The following is an 18,212-nucleotide window of genomic DNA, read 5'->3' as shown; positions in this document are numbered from 1 at the left end:
CACGACGGGGATGCGGCGCCGGTCAGACATCGCGCAGCCCCTCGGATGGTTGGATCCGGGCGGCGAGCAGGCCGCCCCAGCTGGCCGACAGCAGCGCCGCGGCGATGGTCGCCGCCGCGGCGGCGGCGAAATGGACCGGCAGCAGCCGGCAGATCTGCTCCCCCGGCTGCAGCCCGTCGGCGAAGATGGCGTTGAGCAGGGCGGCGGCGGCCAGGAAGGCGATCACGGCCAGGATCAGGCCCAGCACCGCGATCAGCACCGCCTGGGTGACCGGGAACGCGACCAGCGACCGGGTCGGCAGGCCGATCAGGCGCAGCAGCGCCAGGTCCCGCCGCTTGCGCTCGACATGGCTGCGCAGCCCGGCGGCCAGCGAGACGAGATAGCCGATCGCGCCGCAGCCCGCGATCAGCCAGAAGGCGATGCCGAGATTGCGGTCCAGCGACTGCATCTGCGCGATCTCGACCGAGGCGGTGCGGACCTCGACATCCCGGCCGCGCAGGCTGGCCTCGACCGCGGCCACATCGTAGATCGAGCGAGTGTAGAGCCGGAACCGGGCGAAGACCCGCTCGGCCGCCGGCGGCGGGGCCCCGGCCCAGCCGCGGCTGCCGACGGCCAGGCCGTCGCGCCAATCCTCGGTCGCCACCAGCAGGTCGAGCGGCACCAGCGCCGCCTCGACCGGCGTCACCGGCGCATCGGTGACGTCCGCCACCGTCAGCTCGACCTTCTGCCCTTCGATCCGGCCGTCCCGCTGCCGGGTGATCTCCGCCGTCAGCCGGCCGCCCGGGCCGGCCCCGAGGGCCGTGGCCAGCCGGCGGCTGAGCACCACCCGGTCGCCCGCCGGCGGCTCGGCGGTCCCCAGCAGCGGGTCGCCGGGACCGCTCGGCAGCAGGGCCACGCCGGACTGCGGACGGCCGGCACCGTTGGCGGCCTGCAGTCGGGTGAAGGTGGCGGCGATCGATCGGGTCGCCGGCACGACGAAGGCGACATCCGGCCGGGCGGCGAGGTCGCGGAAGAAGGCGTCGTCGAAGCGGCCGCTTCCGGCCGGGGCGATCTCGCGGTTGCGGGGATCCTCGATCAGCCGCTGCGCCATCGTGTCGATCAGGCCGAAGCGCAGGCCGAACAGCACCAGCAGCGGCGCCAGCACGGCGGCGAGGCCCAGCACCTGGCACAGCGCGATCCGCCAGTCATGGCGGAAATCCCGGGTGGCCAGGCGTGCCGCCAGCGCGATCCGTCCGGTCATGGCTCAGGTCCAGAAATAGGCGCGCACGGCGTCGTCCTCGCGCCGCAGGGAATGGCCGATCCGGCGCCGACCGTCGGCCCGCGACCAGTCGTGCGAGGCGATGATCGCCGTGGTCCGCAGCCGCTCCACGGTCTCGAGCAGCAGCGCGAAGACCTGGTCCGCGGTGGACGGGTCCAGCGACGCCGTCGGCTCGTCCGCCAGCAGGATGTCGGGGCGATGGGCCAGGGCCCGGGCGATGGCGACGCGCTGCCGCTCGCCGACCGACAGCCGGCCTGGCGGCAGGCCCAGCAGCCGGGTCAGGCCGAGCCGCTGCGCCAGGTCGCGCAGATGCACGGCGTCGTAGCGTCCCGCGATCCGGGCGGTCAGCGCGATGTTCTCGGCCACGGTCAGATAGGGCAGCAAGCCGCCGGTTTGCAGCACATAGCCGATGCTGCGGGCGCGCAGCGCCGCCAGCGCGTTCTGGCGTCCGGCGCGCCACAGCGCCGCCAGATCCGCGGCCGCGCCGCCGGCGGCGCGCAGCTCGAACACCCCGGCCCGGTCCGGCGCCAGGGTGCCGGCCAGGAGGTCGAGCAGGGTCGACTTGCCCGAGCCGGACTGGCCGGTCAGGAACAGCACCTCGCCGCGCGGGATCACCACGCTGCTGACGACCAGCTCGAACACGGCCGTGCCGGTGCCGCGGCGCAGCGTGACGTCGCGCAGCGTGTAGACGTTCTCCCCCGCCCAGCCGGTCATGGCAGGGCGTCGAGCGCGATCGGGTAGACGGCCTCGCCGCCACCGCGGTTGCCGTCGAGGGCGATCCAGAGGTCGTTGTTGTCGTAGATCTGTTGGTACAGCGCGACCTTAGCCTCCAGGTCGTCCAGGAACTGTCGCTGCTGGCCGAAGCTCCAGGACAGCCAATCGTCCTCGGTCAGCTCCATGATCCGGCTGCGATAGGGCAGCCCGTCGAGATACTCGCCGATCAGGCCGAGATCGACCAGGCGCCGCGCCTCCTCCCGGGCCACGCCCTCCGGCCGCCGGGCCATGGTCGCCGCGGCGCTGCGCAGCTGGCGGAAGAAGTCGTTCGGGGCGATGGCGGTGACCTCGCCGGCGTCGATGATCGTCCGCAGCGTCGCCTGCAGGTCCGACAGCTGGTTCTTGGTGATCAGGACGCGCACGTCGAGCGCCTTGAGCGCCGGATCGGCGAGGTCGCGGTCGGAGATCCAGGCCGAGAACAGCCGCGGCGGCCGGCCGCCTTCGGTCCGGCCGAGATAGGCCAGCTGCATGGCGCGCCCGACCAGCCCGGCGCGGGCGAAGGGATCCGCCGGCCCGGCGGCGCCGGGGACGGGCGGCGTGTCGGGGGGGCGGGCCTCGGCCTCGCCTTGGGTCTCCGCCACCCGGCCGGCGGCCGCCGCCTCCATCTGCTGCACCATGATGCCGGCGATGCGGTCGATCACCGTGCCGAAGGACCGCAGGTCGCCGCCTTCCACCGGGAAGTAGAGGCTGCCGACATTCGGATAGGCGGTCATCGTCGTGTAGGCGTCGGTGGCGGCGGCGTGGTCGTCCTTGCCGGCCGGGGTCTCCAGATGGATGGTCAGCAGCGCCGCACCCTTCGATTCGGCCAGCAGCCGCATCTGGTCGGGGTCGAGCCGGGTCGAGGAGTAGGGGTCGTTGGCGCGCCGTGGGCTGGCATCGGTCACCAGGACGACGAAGCGCCCGGCGACACCGGTCCAGTCGATGTCGTCCAGGGCGGTCTTGATCCCGGCGAAGGAGTCCTCGCCGAAGTCGAGATTGTCGTTCGTCGAGGCCTCCGCCGCGGCCAGCCGCTTCAGGAACGAGGCGCGGTCGCGCCCGTCCGCCAGGCTGGCGAAGACCTTCGAGATGTAGCCGTCCGGGCTGCCGTCCGGCATCACGTCGCGGAAGCCGACCAAGCCGAAGCTCAGCTTGTCGCCGATCTTCGAGGCCGCCAGCTTGTCGGTCAGCGCGGCGATGGTGTCGCGGGTGCGGGCGATGTAGGGGTCCATCGACAACGACGTGTCGACGACGAAGACGACACCGGCCCGGTAGCCCTCCATGACCTTGGCCATGCCGCCCAACTCCGTCGCCGCGCCGGCCGCCGGCTGGTCCGGCGTCTCCTGCAGCGAGGTCGCGGCCACCTGCAGCGCCAGGCCGGAGAAGCCGGAGGCGAAATAGCCCTCGGTCCAGTTCAGGATCGGCAGCAGGTAGAAGTTCTTGGCCGGGTCGATCCAGCGCGGCGGCTCGATCGACGCGATCGGGCTGTCGGCCGGCAGGGTGCCGGATTCCGCCTCCCGGCGCAGGGCTTCGGCCTTGGCGCCGGCGTCCGGTTCCTCCATCAGCGACAGCAGCGGCTCGGACGCCTTGAAGAACAGCGACCGGTTGCGGTTCACCGGGTTGGTGAAGGCGACGACCAGCGTCTGCTTCCAGTCGATCACCTGGGCGGCCGGGAGCCAGCCCAGCGTCTTGCCGTCCGCGGCGGTTCCGACCTCGAGCGCCACGCCGTCGTCGCTCGGCGCCCTGGCATAGACGAACAGCATCGACAGGGGCGGCAGCTCGGCCCCGCTCGGCGCGCCGCCCGGCGCGCCGGCCAGGCGTGCCCCGGGCCGGGTCAGCACGCGCTGCCACAAGGTCGTCGTGCCCTCCATCAGCAGCGGCTTGCGCGCGGCTGCCGCCGGATCCTGGGAGAAGGCAGGGCTCCAGGCGCAGAGGACCGCGAGCAGGGCGGCAACGGCGGGGAGGCGGAATCGTCTCATGGCGTCGTTCCGGGCGGTCCGAGGGCGTCGAGCGGCGCGCGGGCCGCCGCGACCCCCCGCTGCAGGGCGAGCGTATAATACTCGCGGGCCTTGCTCGGATTGGGTGCGGTGAAGGGATGCGGGCCCTGGTTCCAGGTCGCCGGATCGTAGAAGCGGGCGATGGCGAAGGCGGCCTCGCCGCTGCCGCTCCGCGAGGCCTGCAGCCACAGCGCCAGCGCCGTGTCGGCGTCGGCCCGTTCGGTCAGATAGCGCTGGCCGACCTTGAAGATCTCGTCGGGAGAGAGCTTCACGATCTGCTGCAGCGCGGCCGGGGTGGGCTGCGGAAGCGGGCCGGTGAGGGACGTGTCCGCGGCATCGGTCGGCGGCGGAGGCGGCGGAGCGGTCGGGCCCTCGATCTTCGCCGGCGGCGGGGGAGACGGCGGCGAGGTCAGCCCCTCGGCCCTGGCCGACGGCGGTGGCGGCGACGGCGGCTGGGGCTGCGGAGGCGGAGGCGACTGCGTGAACAGCCCCTGGGTCAGGCCGGCCTCGCTGGCCAGCCACCAGCCGCCGCCGGCCACGGCCAGCAGCGCCAGCGGGGCCGCGGCCAGCCACAGCCACGGCCGCGACGGCGGCTGCCGGACCGGGGCGGGGGGCGGCGCCGGCGGCGGCGTCGCCGCGGCGATCAGCTCGCGCATCGATTGCGGCCGGTCGAGCGGGTCCGGGGCGAGCATCCGGGCGATCTGGCCGACCAGGCTGGGCGGCACGCCGTCGAGCGCCGGCACCGTCTTCCGGGCCTCGATCGTCGCCATCATCGTCTGGCCCATGTCCAGCGGTCGGCCGCGGGCGGCGGCGGCAAGGACGAGGCCGAGGCTGTAGATGTCGGACCGGGCGTCGATCTGGCCGCCGAACAGGCCGACCTGCTCCGGCGACGCCCAGGACATCTTGCCGGCGAAGCTGTCGCCGACCACGGTGCGCATGCCCGTATCCGCCAGCTTGGCGATGCCGAAATCGATCACCTTCGCGGCCTCGAGCCGGCCGTGCTCCAGGACGACGTTGTCCGGCGACACGTCGCGGTGGAAGATGCCGCGGTCATGCGCCTCGGCCAGCCCGGCGGCGATGCGGTTGCGCAGCCGCGCGATCTCCTCGGGCGTCAGCGGCCCGCCGGCCAGGCGGTCGCGCAACGACGGCCCCTCGACATACTCCATCACCAGATGCAGCCGGCCGCCGGCGTCCCGGAACAACCCGTCATAGCCGACGATGGCCGGGTGGCGGATCTGGCGCAGGGCCTGGGCCTCGCGCAGGAACAGGGTGACGATGGACTCGTCGCCCACCAGCTCGGGCAGGATCACCTTGATCGCGTGCTGGGTGCGCTGGTCGATGTGCTCGGCCTGGTAGATCTCGCCCATGCCGCCGCGGTTGATCAGCCGCACGACGCGATAGGTGTGCAGGAGCAGGGTGCCCGGCTCGAGCCCGGCGGACGCGGCGCGGCCGTGATCCGGGGCGGTGATGCGCGTCGGGTCCGGCGGCGCGCCCTGGGGCCTCGACTCCGTGGTCACGGCTGCACCATGGTCAGCCGGCCGGGCGGGATGGTCCGCTCCTCGTCGTCCCGGCAGGCGAGGGCGATGACGGTGACGTTGTCCGGGGCGCCGCGGCCGAGGGCCAGGTCGATCAACCCGTTCGCCGCCTGCTCGGGCGGCATGGCGTCGAGCATGTTCGCGATCTCGCCGTCGGACACCACCCGGGTCAGCCCGTCGGTGCACAGCAGGAAGACGTCGCCGTCCAGGACGACGCTCCGCTCCATGTCGAACTCCAGCGTGTCGGAGGCGCCGACCGCGCGGGTGATCACATTGGCCTGCGGATGGCCCTGCGCGTCCTCCGGCGACAGCACGCCGCTGTCGATCAGCTCCTGCACATAGGAATGGTCGCGCGTGATCTGCCACAGCTGGCGGTCGCGCAGCAGGTAGAGTCGGCTGTCCCCGGCCCAGAGGCAGACGAAGCGGTTGGCCAGGATCATCAGCACCACCGCGGTCGAGCCGATGATCACGCCGCCGCGCCGCGCCGCCTCGGCCCGCAGGGCGGCGTGGACCGCCTCCAGCCGCCCGCGCACCTCGCTGATGAAGGCGATGCCCGATTCCGGCGGCTGGATGTCGGCCAGGGCGTCGACGATCATGCGGCTCGCCTCGTCGCCGTGGCGGTGGCCGCCCATGCCGTCGGCGACGACCCACAGCCCGATCTCCGGCCGGGCGAGGAACGCGTCCTCGTTGTGGCGGCGGACGGCGCCGGTGCTGGTCCGGCCGGCGCAATGGAAGTGGAAGCGGCTCACGGCGCCTCCGCCTGGGCGGCCGGCGCCATGAAGGCGTGCGGCCAGACCGCCGGCGGCGGCAGGCCGCTCCCGGTCAGGCACCATCCGTCGGCGGCGGGGTTGGTCCAGAACCGCGCCAGGGGCGGCGCGGCCGGATCCGCCGCCAGGCGCAGCACGGCCGCGCCGAGGCCGCCGGCGCCGGACACCGGCTGGGCGCGCCAGCCGGCACCGATCTCGGCCATGGACGGCGGGGCCGCGGCCGGAAAAGGGGCGATCCGCTCGATCGACGCCTCCCAATCCTCGGCCGCGACGGACTCCTCCAGGGCGGCCAGCGCGGCATCCTCGAGCGCGTCGAACCAGGGGCCGGCCGCGAGCGGGGCGTCCGGCGGCGGGTCGGTGTCGAGCGGCACCGCCAGGGTCAGCGGGAAGTAGCGCCCGACGCGGTCGACGCTCGGCATCAGCACCCCGGCCGCCGCCGGCCCGGCGCTGCCCGCCGGCAGCAGGAAGCGCCAGACCGGCGCGGTCAGGAAGCTGTCCAGCCAGGCGTCGCCCAGCGTCTCGCGGGTCGCCGCCATCCCCGCCTGCAGCCAGGAATCCCAGGGCTCGACGAAGCTGCGCGGCAGCCGGCGGGTGACGAAATCGCCGAGCCACGGCAGCTTGCCGAAGATGCCCGCGCCCCCGCTTCCCTCCGTCAGAACGCCTGCGGGCATTGGAAGTCCCTCAGCTGCGGCAGGGTGAAGGGCGACAGGACGCTGGCGGTCCGGATCTCGAAGGTGGCGCTGCTGCCGCCGTCGCTGACCGTGAACTGGAACCGGTCGCTGGCCGAGGTGCGGCTGACCCGCGACCGGTCGACCAGCCGGAACAGGGCCCAGGGCCCGTCCAGCGTGATGCCCCCGCCCGGCGCGCCGTTGATCCCGGTGAAGGAGACGCGGACCTGGCCGGCCCCGGCTCCGGGCCAGCGCATCGCCATCGGCCGCACCGGGCCGTGGCTGTAGGTGACGGCCTGGCCGTTGATGTCCAGGGTCACGCTGGCGGCGTCGGCCGACAGGTCGATGGGCGAGATCTCCAGCCCGACGCTGGGCTGGGCGCCGCCCTGGGGGAAGAAGGCGTCGCGGATCCGCGCCGCCTTCTCGAACTGGGCCAGGACGCCGTCATTGATGCCGAGATCGACATTGTTCAGCTTCACCCAGCGCCACGGGTTGCGCGACGTGTCGACATACTGGCTGAGATTCTTGCTGAAGAAGCCGTCGATCAGCCCGCCAGGGGCGAACAGCCGGCCGAAATCATCCAGCTTCACGTCCTGGGCCGAGCCGCGGGCGAAGGGATAGCGGCCGGCCACGGCGGCCTGGCACAGCGGCCGGCCGGTGGTGTTCCAGTCGGCGTTCAGCCCCTGCCGGGCCCCGCCGATGGTGACGTTGGACGTGGCCTTCGCGATCTGGTCCGCCCAGCCGCGCATCGCCTCCGGCGCCCGCCCGGCGGAGGCGGTCAGCTGCTGCGCCAGCGCCGCCAGCTCGGCATTGGCCGCGGCGCCGCCGGCGCCCGGCGTCATCACGCTGCGGTTCATCTGGCGGTAGACGTCGGCCAGGGTCCGGATCATGTCGTCGAGCGGGGAGGGGCCGCCGCTCGGCCCCTGGACGAAGGCGTGCAAGTCGCGGAACCGTTCGTCGACATAGGCTCCCGGCGGCGGGGCGTCGCCCGCGTCGCCGGCGCCGCCGAGCCGGGTGCGGAGATAATCCTGGGCCAGCATCGCCGCCAGCCGGCCCCCGGTCCCCAGCCGGGTCTGCGCCGCGGCCTCGGCCTGGGCGCCGGCGGTGTTCGCCGCCTGCTTCTGCGCCTCGGTCATCTCCTGGCCGCCCGGCGCCGCTTCCCCGGCGGGCGGGGCGGTGAGCGTCGTCTCCTTCGCCGCCCCGCGCAGCAGCGCCGCGAGCGGCGAGCTGGGGCCCGACAGGATGTTCAGGGTCTCGACCGCATGCGCCGGGCTCTCGAAATCGACGATCCGGATGTCGGCCAGCAGCGCGTTCCAGGCCGAGATGTAGTCGTTGTAGTAGAGCTGCAGCGCATCGCTGGCGATCCTCGCCGTCGCGGCATCGTCGGCCGCTTCGGCCGGGGCCTGGGGATCGACCACCCAGCGCTCCGACGCCACCAGCCGCGCCGCCTCCTCGATGCCGGGCAGGACGGTTTCGTGGAAGCCGCGATAGGTGAACAGGCCCGGCACGCCTTCGCCCAGGCCGCGGCCGGACGGCCGGGCCAGGACCCGCGCCGCCTCGGGGCCGGCATTGTCGGTCACCGTCCAGAGCGGCAGGGACTGCACCGCCGGACCCGCGGTCAGCAGCATGTAGGCGCGCTGGGCGGGCGGGGTCGCCGCGATCACCGTCCGCACCCGCTCGACCAGCTTGCCGTCGATGTCGATGCCGGCCAGCGGCCGTTCCAGCATGGCGCCGGCATGGGCGGCGACGGCGCCGCGCAGGGCCGCGTTCTGCGCGCCCGGATAGCGCTGCGCCAGATCGACCTTGAGCCAGTCCAGGACCGTGTCGCGGTCGAGACCGGGGGCCTTGCCGCCCAGCATCAGATAGGTCTTCAGTGCGACATAGGCGAGGTCCGACGGCTGGTCGACGCGGCGCAGGATCTCCTCCAACCGCAGCACCAGCCGCGGCAGCAGCAGGCTGCTCAGGGCATGCCGGTAGCCCTGCACCGTGCCCTGGGACAGGGTATCGCCCTGGTACAGGCCGAACTGCATCGCCAGCGGCACGTCCTCGTCCCGATGCGCATAGCCGGTCGGGACCGCACGCAGCGCGTCCAGCGCCGGCAGGATCGGGCGCAGGTCGGAATCGCGGACCGGCCCCTTGGCGTCGCCGAGCTTGCCGGCGTAGTCCTGCAGACCGTCGGTGACCGAGGCGATCAGCGCGCGGTTGCCGAGGTAGCTGACGCTCCAGGCGGTGACGCCGGCCACGATCGCGACCAGCGCGGCGGCCACGGCGCCCCAGCGGACCCAGCGCAGCCGCCGTTCCAGCCGCGGATTGGTCGAGACGACATGGGCCTCGGCGAAGATCACGCGGCGCAGCAGGTCGGTCAGGAAATAGCTGCGGCCGCGGCCCTGCGCCGGCGCCATCTGCTGCCGGTCCAGCCCGAAGGACTGGGCCATGGCGCCCATCAGCCGGTCGAACGGCGTCCCCTCCTGGGTGCCGCTGGTGAGATAGGCGCCGCGCAGCAGCGGCCGCGTGTCGTAGCGGTTCGGCCGGAACGCCTCGGTCAGGAATTCCTGCAGTGGCTCGCGCAGCGAGGCGACCTGGGCCGGGAAGCCGTAGATCAGGCTGCGGTTGCGGATGTCGGGTTCCTGGTGCAGTCGCCGGATCACGCGGTCGTTCAGCCGGTCGACCAGCAGGTCGAACTCGCGCAGGAAGTTCTGGACCACGCCCTGCTCGCCCTTGCCGTCGTCGAAGGCGAAGGAGGTGCCCCAGACCTGCTCGCGCTCCTCCCGGCCCAGATCGTCGAAGAACTCGGCGAAGCCGGCCAGCAGGTCGGCCTTGGTGAACAGCACATAGACCGGGAAGCGGACCCCGAGCTCGTCCGTCAGCTCCTGCAGGCGCTGGCGCACGGCCCGGGCATGGGCCGACCGCTCGCTCTCCGGCATCAGCGCGATGTCGGAGAGGCTGACGCAGACCAGCGCGCCGTTGATCGGCTGCCGCGGCCGGTTGCGCTTCAGGAGGGCCAGGAACCCCTTCCACGCCGCGGCGTCCTGCGCCGCATGGCTGTCCTGGGTGGTGTAGCGGCCGGCGGTGTCGATCAGCACCGCCTCGTTGGTGAACCACCAGTCGCAGTTGCGGGTGCCGCCGATGCCGCGGAGCGCGTCGCGGCTCTGCCCGGTGCGGTCGGCGAGCGGGAAGTCGAGGCCGGAGTTCACCAGCGCCGTCGTCTTGCCGGCCCCCGGCGGGCCGATCAGGATGTACCAGGGCAGCTCGTACAGCCACCGTCGGCTGCCCTTGCGCCCCAGGCGGGTGCTGCGCAGGACCGTCATCGCCTCGGCCAGCCGGCCGCGGATGGTCTCGATCTCCTCCTCGGCCGCGCCGCCGGTGTCGGCGGCCTGCGCCGCCGCCATGTCGTCGACCAGCTTCGCATTGGCGCTGCGGCTGCGCACGATCGACCAGGCGATGGCGAAGGCCCAGATCACCAGCATCGCGGCGATCACCACGACCCGGATCAGCGCCTCCTCCAACGGGCGGACCTCGGCCACGGCGATCAGCGGCCCGACGAACCAGACGATGGTCGCGAGCAGCAGCACGCCGATCAGCGTGACGAACCAGCGGGCGGTCAGGACGGAGAGGATATTTCGCATCGGCTCTTATCGTTCCGTCCGGGTCAGCCGCCGCTCTGCGGCTTCAGGAGGACCACCTCGATGCGCCGGTTCCGGGCCCGGCCGTCGGCGCTGTCGTTGGCGGCCAGCGGCACGGTGTCGGCCTTGGCCTCGACCGAGAAGCGGGAATCCTCCTGGACGATGCCGTCGAGGATCTTGCGCACCGATTCCGCCCGCGCCTGGGACAGCTGCCAGTTCGACGGGAAGCGCAGGGTGCGGATCGGCTGGTTGTCGGTGTGGCCCTCGATCACGACCTGTCCGGGCTCCTCCTTCAGCGCGTTGCCGATCCGGGTCAGGACCGCCATCCGCTCCGGCATCACCGAATCGCTGGCGGAGGCGAACAGGCCGTTGCCGCTGATCCGCACGCGGACCGACTGCGCATCCTCCTCCACCGAGACGAGGCCTTCGCGGATCTCCGGTTCCAGGAAACGCTTGAGCCGGCCGCCGGAGGTCTCCTTGACCACCACGACCTGAGGCGGCGGCTTCTCGATCGGGGCCGGCCGCTCGATCACCACCGGCCCGGTCGGCGGCAGCTGGGCGGTGGCGGCCATCGCCGGCTCCACCGCGGCGTTCAGGAACCACTGGAAGCCGAAGAACGCGGCCAGCAGGATTACCGCGGTGGCGGCCCCGATCACCCAGAGCGGGACGAGGCGCCCGAGCTTGCGGCGCTCCGACGAGACCCCGGTCCAGTGCGGCGACAGGGCGGATTCCCGCTCGCCGCGCCGGCGGTGGATGGCGCGGTAGAGGGAATCGCGGATCTCGGCCAGCCGCGCCGGCCCGCGGCCCTCCACCCGGTACCGGCCTTCGAAGCCCAGGGCGAGGCAGACGTAATAGAGCTCGAGGATGTCGAGCGTCCGCTCCGGATCCTTCATCAGATGGTCGAGGATGTCGAAGAAGCGCTCGCCGCCCCAGGTCTCGTTGTAGAAGGTCGAGACCATGGACTGCTTGGTCCACAGGCTCTGGCTGCCCCAGGGCGTGTTGAGGACCAGGTCGTCGATGGTGGCGCACAGGCCGTAGCGGGCGGCGCGGATGGCGTCGGCGGTGGCGCCGGCGGCCAGGGCGTTGCGCTCGAAGGCTCGGATCTCGGACACCACCCGTTCGCGCAGCAGCTGCACGTCGCGGTGCACCGCCCGGTTCTTCAGCCGCACCGCCAGCGCCAGCAGCGGCGTCGCGGCCTGCACCACGGCGTTGACCCCGGTCGGGGCGATCGGCACCGCCCCGGACAGGACGTCCTCCGCCAGCCCGGCGGCCAGGCGCGGGCGCGGCCCGGCCGGGCGCGGCGTCTGCGTCGGCTCGCCTTCCCCTGCCGGCCCCTTGCCGCTGACCACCGCCGCCGGGCGCGGCCCGCCGGGGCGCGGCCGGATCACCGTGCGATCATTGTCCTTCGGATCGGCAAAGGGATCGTCGTCCACCATGGGCCTATCCCTGCGGTGCCTTGATCGCCCAGCATTCGAGCTGGAGGTTCGGGAACTCGCCCGCGACATGGACGGCCATGCCGCCGGACGTCTTCAGCTCTTCCCAGTAGCGGCTGTTCCGGTCCATCTCGAAGTAGATCGCCCCCGGATGATAGGGCAGCTGCCGGGGCGCCACCGGCAGCGGCCGGATGGTCACACCCGGGAGGGCGGCGTTCACCAGGTTCCGGATCTGCTCCACCGGGCCGATCTTGATCTGGGACGGGAAGTGGCGGCGCACCGCCTCGGCTGGCGCATCGGCCTTGACCGCCAGGACGAAGGCGGCCTGGTCCAGCAGCGCGCGGTCGTGGATCGGCGCGACGCGGATGCCGTAGCGGCGCTCCTCCAGCGGGATCGGGATCGCGCTCTGCTCCAGCACGGCCGACAGGGCCTGGCGCAGCTCGATCATCACCGCCTGGAAGCAGCGCTGCAGGTCGTCGTGGCGATAGGGCGGGAAGGCGACCGGCCGCTTGTCCCGGCCGGTGAAGGTGGCGATCTCGCCCGCCAGCTCCAGCATCGTGGCGTACAGCCGCTCGGGGTGGATCCCGGGCGTCACCGCGAAATGGGCGAACAGCGGCTCGGCCCGGTTGACCAGCTGCAGCAGCAGGAAGTCGGCGATCTCGGCGACGCCGCGGGTGCCGGAGGCGTTGACTCGGCCGGCCAGCGCCTCGCCCCGGTGATGCAGCAGGCCGAGGATCTCGGACACGAACCCCGCCAGGGCGGGCGAGGCGTCGCAGGCCAGGCTGGGCGGGATGTACTTGTCGTCCAGCACCACCGACCGGTCGGCGCGGACCTCGACGACGCGGGCGATCCCGAGGCAGACATAGCCGGACCGGTCGTCGGTCTCGAGCAGGTAGCGCAGCTTGAGGCGCGCGACCTGCAGCGACGCCACAGCCGGGGAGAAGGCGTTGGCGTCGGTGGCCTCGAAGTCGACGGTCGCATAGCGCGCGGTGGCGTTGGCATCGTCATGGTCGATGTCCGGGTGGCCGGGCTGGCGCACCGGGACGGCCAGGTAGACGATCGCGTTCTTCGTGCCTTCCGGGACGGTCAGGGGCGCCGGGTGATCGACATCCTCCGGCACCGCGAAGGGGGTGCCGTCCTCGAGCACGCCGTGCACCGCGCTGATCGCGAACTTCCCGGTGGTCAGCAGCTCGCGATTGATGGCCAGGGCGCCGATGCCCCAGCCATGGGGCAGCAGGCCGGCGATGCGGGCGCGGACCAGCTTCTCGACATAGCGGTCGAACTGCTGGAAGTGATGGGTGCGGAGGAACATGCCCTCCGACCAGACGACCTTGTTGTCCCAGGCCATCGCGCCCTAATCCTCGACCTTGACCGACACATCCGCGGCCCCGACCGAGATCCTGATCGGATCGCTGCTGTCGGGATCGACGGGGGCCATGGCGCGCCAGCGGGCGCGGTCGATGTCGCGGAAGCCCGCAGCCACGCCGATCAGCCGCGTGGCGGGATCCAGCTTCAGCGACAGGGTCTGGCTCTTGCCGGGCGCCACCACGGTCTGCTCGCTGCCGACCAGCGACTCGCCCAGCGCCGCCTGCGGGTTCTCCGCCAGTTTGAAGTAGTCGGCCTGCTCCAGCGCCGCGCCGGACCGCAGCTGGTAGATCTGCACCTGGATCGGCGAGGGGCGGCCGGAGGCGTCCGGATTGGCGCTGGGGGCGGCCGCGACCGTCACCGGGGTGCTGCCCGGCGCGGTTCCCAGCGTGCTGTCGACGGCATCGCCGATCGCCTTGGCGGTGGCGCAGCCGGACAAGACGAGCGCGGACAGCGCGGCGATGATGAGTCCCGATCCCTTCATGATTCCACCCCCAACCGGCGATATGCGGCTCCGGCGCCCACGGTCCGAGTCTAGATCCGGATCGTGGCGAGAAAGCGCCACCCTGGAATATTCCTATCTAGGCCATTGCTCCTAGCCATTTCCGGCGGGCCGGGTCCAGCGGCCCGCCATCTACAGACGGTCCTTCCGCCGTTCGTATCCTTCGGCGAAGGACCGGCCGAACAGGTCGCGGACATTCTCCGAGGCGCGCTCCGACAGGCGCCGATGCAGCTCGACATAGGCGTCCCACAGCCGCGCCTTGCGGCCGCCTGGGAGCATCGCGCCGAGCCCGCCGCCGGCGCCCAGGCTCTGCTCCACGGCTTCGGGCGACACGCTGTCCAGCAGATGCTGCAGGGCCCGCTCCATCCCGCCGATGGTGCCGATCTGGTGGCCACGCAGATCGTTGAAGGCTTCCTCGATGGCCTCGGCACCCTTGGCGAAGGCGGGCATGGGCGGGGACAGGATGGCGGTCATCGCCTCCACCGCCGTCGCCGAGAACTTCAGCGGGTTGTTGTTGCGCGGCCGGATCGCGGTCGGCTCGATCCTGAATTCGCTCTTCAGGGCCGACCGGGCGCTCAAGGTCTCCAGCAGCCCCTGCACGCTGGTGCGGAGGATCTGGCCGATCATCGCCGCCAGCTCGGCATTGCGCTCGGCCGGGAACTGGGCCGGGTCCAGCCCGGCGGCTTCCAGCAGGATGCGCATGACGTCGCCCTGCTGCGCCGGCGCGGGCGCGGCGGCGGGCGTCGGCGTGGGCGCCGGCGGTGTCGGCGGCGGCAGGGGCGGAGGCTCGACCGCCACCGGTGTCTGCGGCAGCGGTGGCGGCCCGGCCGGCGCCTGCGGCAGCGGCGGGGGCTGCGGCGCGGGCGGCTCGCTCCAGTCGCGGGGGATGGGGCGGGCCGGGGCGCGGCCGCGCTCCGGCGGCGCCGACGGTTCCTCCGCCCAGTCCTCCGGGATCTCCTGGAACTTCGCGGCGGGCGGGCTGAAGGCGACCTGCTCGGCCGGCAGATGGTCCGGTTCGGCCGGGCGGGTCCAGGCGTCCGTCGGGCCGGGGCCGGTCTCGAAGGCGAAGGGGTCGGGCTGGGCCGGCGTCGGCGGCCATCCCGGCGGGCCGGGCGGCGGGGGCGGCATCATCGATCCGCGTTGCGGATCGACCCCGAAGGGGGAGGCCATCGGGTCGTCGATGTCGATCGAAAGGCTGGCGGCGGGCGCATCCGTGCCGGACAGCCGCACCAGGAACTGGTAGTCGCCGAGCGTGATCCGGTCGCCGTCCGACAGGACGACGCTGTTCGACCGGCCGATCGGGGTGGCGCCGCCGTTCAGGAAGGTGCCGTTGGTCGACAGGTCGAACAGGACGTAATGCCCATCGACATAATCGATGAAGCAGTGGCTCTTGGACAGGAAGCGGGAGGCGTCCTCCAGCACCCAGTCATTGTCCACGTCGCGGCCGATGGTCAGGCCGCAACGGTCGAAGCTGCGGGAATCCCGGGCAGCGGATCGCCCGCCGGAGGTGAGGTCGAGAATCAGCTTCATGGCTGTCTAGCCCGCATGTGGGCTGCGCCCGCCGGAAGGGCGGCGGGGCGTCCTGGCGGTGTTACGAGACACGATATTGCAGCGTGCCATCGGAGTCCATGGAGACGACCGCTTCCTGGATCGGCTGGCCCTCGGCCATCCGGGCCAGGAACAGGGCCGCGAGCTCCGGCAGCACGGTGCGCGACAGGATCTGCTCGATCGTGCGGGCGCCGCTCTCGCTCTCGGTCGCGCGGGCCCGCAGCCCCTCGATCAGGTCGTCGCCATAGGTGAAGCGGGCGCCGTAGGCCTCCTCGATCCGCCGCCGCACCCGGTCCAGCTGCAGCCGGACGATGCTGCGCATCGTCTCGTCGTCCAGCGGGACGTAGGGGATGACCGAGATCCGGCCGAGGAAGGCCGGTTTGAAGATCTTCAACAGCTCCGGCCGCAGCGCTGCGGACAACCCGGCCGCGTCCGGCGCGGTGTCCGGGTCGGCATAGAGCTTGGCGACCAGGTCGGTGCCGGCGTTCGAAGTCATGATGATGACGGTGTTCTTGAAGTCGATGTCGCGGCCCTCGCCGTCGCGCAGCATGCCTTTGTCGAACACCTGGTAGAACACGTCCTGGACGCCGGGATGGGCCTTCTCCAGCTCGTCCAGCAGCACCACCGAATAAGGTCGCCGCCGCACCGCCTCGGTCAGCACGCCGCCCTCGCCGTAGCCGACATAGCCGGGCGGTGAGCCGAGCAGCAGCGAGACCTTATGCTCCTCCTTGAACTCCGACATGTTGATCACGGTCAGGTTCTGCTCGCCGCCATACAGCAGGTCGGCCAGGGCCAGGGCCGTCTCGGTCTTGCCGACGCCGGACGGGCCGACGAACATGAACACGCCGATCGGCTTGCGCGGGTCGGTCAGCTTGGCGCGCGAGGTCCGGATCGCCTGGGCGACGGCGTCGAGCGCATGGTCCTGCCCGACCACCCGCTCGCGCAGCCGCTCCTCCAGCGTCAGCACCGCGCGGATCTCGTTCGACACCATGCGGCCGACCGGGATGCCGGTCCAGTTCGCCACCACCTCGGCGATCGCCTGGCCGTCGACCTCGACCGGGACCAGTGGCGTCTCGCCCTGCAGCGCGGCCAGCTCGGCGCGGGCCGCGGCGTAATCCGTGCGCAGGGTCGCGGCATCCTCGGCGCCCGCGTCCTGCGCCGCCGCCTCGGCGGGCTCGGCGGCCGGCGCCAGGCCCTCCGCCCGCTCGATCCGGTCGCGCAGGCCGCAGATCCGGTCGGCCAGGCCGCGCTCCTGCTCCCAGCGCTGCCGCAGCGTTGCCAGCTCGGCCTCGGTCTCGGCCCGCCGCGCCTGCAGGGCGGCGATCTCCTCCGCGCCGTCGCCGCCGGTCGCCTGCTCGCGCGTCAGGATCGCGATCTCGGCGTCCAGCCGCTCGATGCGGCGCTGGCAGCCCTCCAGCGCGGCCGGCGTCGCGGCCTGGGCCATGGCGACGCGGGCGCAAGCGGTGTCCAGCAGGCTCACCGACTTGTCGGGAAGCTGGCGGCCGGCGATGTAGCGGTGCGACAGCCGCACGCTCTCGACCACCGCCTCGTCCAGGATGCGGACCTTGTGGTGATTCTCCAGCATCGGCACGATGCCGCGCATCATGTCGATCGCCGCGGCCTCGCCCGGCTCCTCCACCTTCACCACCTGGAACCGGCGGGTCAGGGCGGCGTCCTTCTCGAAATACTTCTTGTACTCGGCCCAGGTGGTGGCGGCGATGGTGCGCAGCTCGCCGCGCGCCAGGGCCGGCTTCAGCAGGTTGGCGGCGTCGCCCTGGCCGGCCTGGCCGCCGGCGCCGATCAGGGTGTGGGCCTCGTCGATGAACAGGATGATCGGCCGCGGGCTCGCCTGCACCTCCTCGATCACCGATTTCAGCCGGTTCTCGAACTCGCCCTTCACCCCGGCGCCGGCCTGCAGCAGGCCGAGGTCGAGCGTGCGCAGGGCGACGTCGCGCAGCGGCTCCGGCACGTCGCCCGCGGCGATCCGCAGGGCGAAGCCCTCGGCCACGGCGGTCTTGCCGACGCCGGCCTCGCCGGTGAGGATCGGGTTGTTCTGGCGCCGCCGGGTCAGGATGTCGATCACCTGGCGGATCTCGGCGTCGCGGCCCAGCACCGGATCGATGCGGCCGGCCCGCGCCCGCGCGGTCAGGTCGATGGTGTAGCGGTCCAGGGCCTCGGTCTTGCCGCCGCCCGCGGCCGCGGGGCCGCCCGGCGCCGCGGCGGCCTGGTCCATCCTCGGCACGGCGGCGGCGTCCTGGTCCTCGGCCGATCCGGCGGTGATCTTCGGCAGCTCGCGGCGCAGCGTGTCGGGCGGGATCCGGCCCAGCAGCGGCGACGCCGCGCGGCCGTGCTGGCCCAGCGTCTCGTCCGACAGCAGCGCGGCCAGGATGTGCCCGGACCGGATCCGCGCCTCGCCGTATTCCAGCGTCGCCAGCAGCCAGGCCTCGCGCCCCAGCGACACCAGCGACGGCGACAGGGCCGGCGGGTGGGTGTTGCCGGTCTTCAGCCGGTCCAGCGCCCGGGTCAGCTCCCCCGCCACCCGCCCGGGATCGATCTCGTAGTGCTTGAGGCAGGCGACGAGGTCGCTCTGCCCGTCCTCCAGCAGCTTGATCAGCCAGTGCTCGATCTCGACGTTGAACTGCGATCGCGACAGCGTCAGCCCGGCCGCGCCTTCCAGCGCCCGGCGGCAGGGGGTGTTCAGCTTGCCGACGAGGGATTTCAAATCGATGGCGGCCATGGCGTGATCTCTTCTGCTGAAATGCGTGC

General features: G+C 72.7%; 12 protein-coding genes. All 12 read right to left on the bottom strand.

What is annotated here, in order from left to right; genetic code table 11:
- Positions 1-22: 22 nt before the first annotated feature.
- Entirely contained in the window at positions 23-1,240 is a 1,218-nt protein-coding gene (locus G537_RS0123540) for an FtsX-like permease family protein (protein WP_026872205.1), read from the bottom strand.
- Between the two features lie 3 nt (positions 1,241-1,243).
- The gene (locus G537_RS0123535) at positions 1,244-1,972 is read right to left on the bottom strand and encodes an ABC transporter ATP-binding protein (RefSeq protein ID WP_026872204.1); all 729 of its coding nucleotides are present in this window, start codon (positions 1,970-1,972) and stop codon (positions 1,244-1,246) included.
- Positions 1,969-3,987 (bottom strand): vWA domain-containing protein, encoded by a 2,019-nt coding sequence (locus tag G537_RS0123530; protein ID WP_026872203.1) that lies wholly within the window; start codon positions 3,985-3,987, stop codon positions 1,969-1,971. The genes G537_RS0123535 and G537_RS0123530 overlap by 4 nt, the downstream gene beginning before the upstream one ends.
- Entirely contained in the window at positions 3,984-5,522 is a 1,539-nt protein-coding gene (locus tag G537_RS45460) for a serine/threonine-protein kinase (protein WP_051248999.1), read from the bottom strand. Before G537_RS45460 ends, G537_RS0123530 begins: the two co-directional genes overlap by 4 nt.
- On the bottom strand, positions 5,519-6,289 hold the full coding sequence (locus G537_RS39510; protein WP_034852775.1) for a PP2C family protein-serine/threonine phosphatase: 771 nt from the start codon (positions 6,287-6,289) through the stop codon (positions 5,519-5,521). Before G537_RS39510 ends, G537_RS45460 begins: the two co-directional genes overlap by 4 nt.
- Positions 6,286-6,978 (bottom strand): type VI secretion system-associated protein TagF, encoded by a 693-nt coding sequence (gene tagF / locus G537_RS39505; RefSeq protein WP_051248997.1) that lies wholly within the window; start codon positions 6,976-6,978, stop codon positions 6,286-6,288. The genes G537_RS39510 and tagF overlap by 4 nt, the downstream gene beginning before the upstream one ends.
- Positions 6,960-10,601: a type VI secretion system membrane subunit TssM gene (gene tssM / locus G537_RS0123510; RefSeq protein WP_026872202.1), complete on the bottom strand. Its 3,642-nt coding sequence runs from the start codon at positions 10,599-10,601 to the stop codon at positions 6,960-6,962. The genes tagF and tssM overlap by 19 nt, the downstream gene beginning before the upstream one ends.
- A 23-nt stretch (positions 10,602-10,624) precedes the next feature.
- Entirely contained in the window at positions 10,625-12,034 is a 1,410-nt protein-coding gene (gene icmH, locus G537_RS0123505) for a type IVB secretion system protein IcmH/DotU (protein WP_026872201.1), read from the bottom strand.
- A 4-nt stretch (positions 12,035-12,038) separates the two neighbouring features.
- Positions 12,039-13,379 (bottom strand): type VI secretion system baseplate subunit TssK, encoded by a 1,341-nt coding sequence (tssK, locus tag G537_RS0123500; protein WP_026872200.1) that lies wholly within the window; start codon positions 13,377-13,379, stop codon positions 12,039-12,041.
- A 6-nt stretch (positions 13,380-13,385) separates the two neighbouring features.
- Positions 13,386-13,880, bottom strand: a complete 495-nt coding sequence (gene tssJ, locus G537_RS39500; protein WP_051248995.1) for a type VI secretion system lipoprotein TssJ — start codon at positions 13,878-13,880, stop codon at positions 13,386-13,388.
- A 150-nt stretch (positions 13,881-14,030) separates the two neighbouring features.
- The gene (gene tagH, locus G537_RS0123490; protein ID WP_026872199.1) at positions 14,031-15,428 is read right to left on the bottom strand and encodes a type VI secretion system-associated FHA domain protein TagH; all 1,398 of its coding nucleotides are present in this window, start codon (positions 15,426-15,428) and stop codon (positions 14,031-14,033) included.
- A gap of 61 nt (positions 15,429-15,489) precedes the next feature.
- Positions 15,490-18,183 (bottom strand): type VI secretion system ATPase TssH, encoded by a 2,694-nt coding sequence (gene tssH / locus G537_RS0123485; protein WP_026872198.1) that lies wholly within the window; start codon positions 18,181-18,183, stop codon positions 15,490-15,492.
- Between the last annotated feature and the right edge of the window lie 29 nt (positions 18,184-18,212).

This window comes from Inquilinus limosus DSM 16000 (assembly GCF_000423185.1).
Lineage (GTDB): Bacteria > Pseudomonadota > Alphaproteobacteria > DSM-16000 > Inquilinaceae > Inquilinus > Inquilinus limosus.
The sequence above is the reverse complement of the archived record's forward strand: the minus strand, read 5'-3'. Positions and strand labels throughout refer to the sequence as shown.

What these genes read in the sequence shown, in the direction of transcription:
- G537_RS0123540 (WP_026872205.1), bottom strand. Translation starts at nt 1,240, where the DNA reads ATGACCGGACGGATCGCGCTGGCGGCACGCCTGGCCACCCGGGATTTC.
- G537_RS0123535 (WP_026872204.1), bottom strand. Translation starts at nt 1,972, where the DNA reads ATGACCGGCTGGGCGGGGGAGAACGTCTACACGCTGCGCGACGTCACG.
- G537_RS0123530 (WP_026872203.1), bottom strand. Translation starts at nt 3,987, where the DNA reads ATGAGACGATTCCGCCTCCCCGCCGTTGCCGCCCTGCTCGCGGTCCTC.
- tagF (WP_051248997.1), bottom strand. Translation starts at nt 6,978, where the DNA reads ATGCCCGCAGGCGTTCTGACGGAGGGAAGCGGGGGCGCGGGCATCTTC.
- tssM (WP_026872202.1), bottom strand. Translation starts at nt 10,601, where the DNA reads ATGCGAAATATCCTCTCCGTCCTGACCGCCCGCTGGTTCGTCACGCTG.
- icmH (WP_026872201.1), bottom strand. Translation starts at nt 12,034, where the DNA reads ATGGTGGACGACGATCCCTTTGCCGATCCGAAGGACAATGATCGCACG.
- tssK (WP_026872200.1), bottom strand. Translation starts at nt 13,379, where the DNA reads ATGGCCTGGGACAACAAGGTCGTCTGGTCGGAGGGCATGTTCCTCCGC.
- tssJ (WP_051248995.1), bottom strand. Translation starts at nt 13,880, where the DNA reads ATGAAGGGATCGGGACTCATCATCGCCGCGCTGTCCGCGCTCGTCTTG.
- tagH (WP_026872199.1), bottom strand. Translation starts at nt 15,428, where the DNA reads ATGAAGCTGATTCTCGACCTCACCTCCGGCGGGCGATCCGCTGCCCGG.
- tssH (WP_026872198.1), bottom strand. Translation starts at nt 18,183, where the DNA reads ATGGCCGCCATCGATTTGAAATCCCTCGTCGGCAAGCTGAACACCCCC.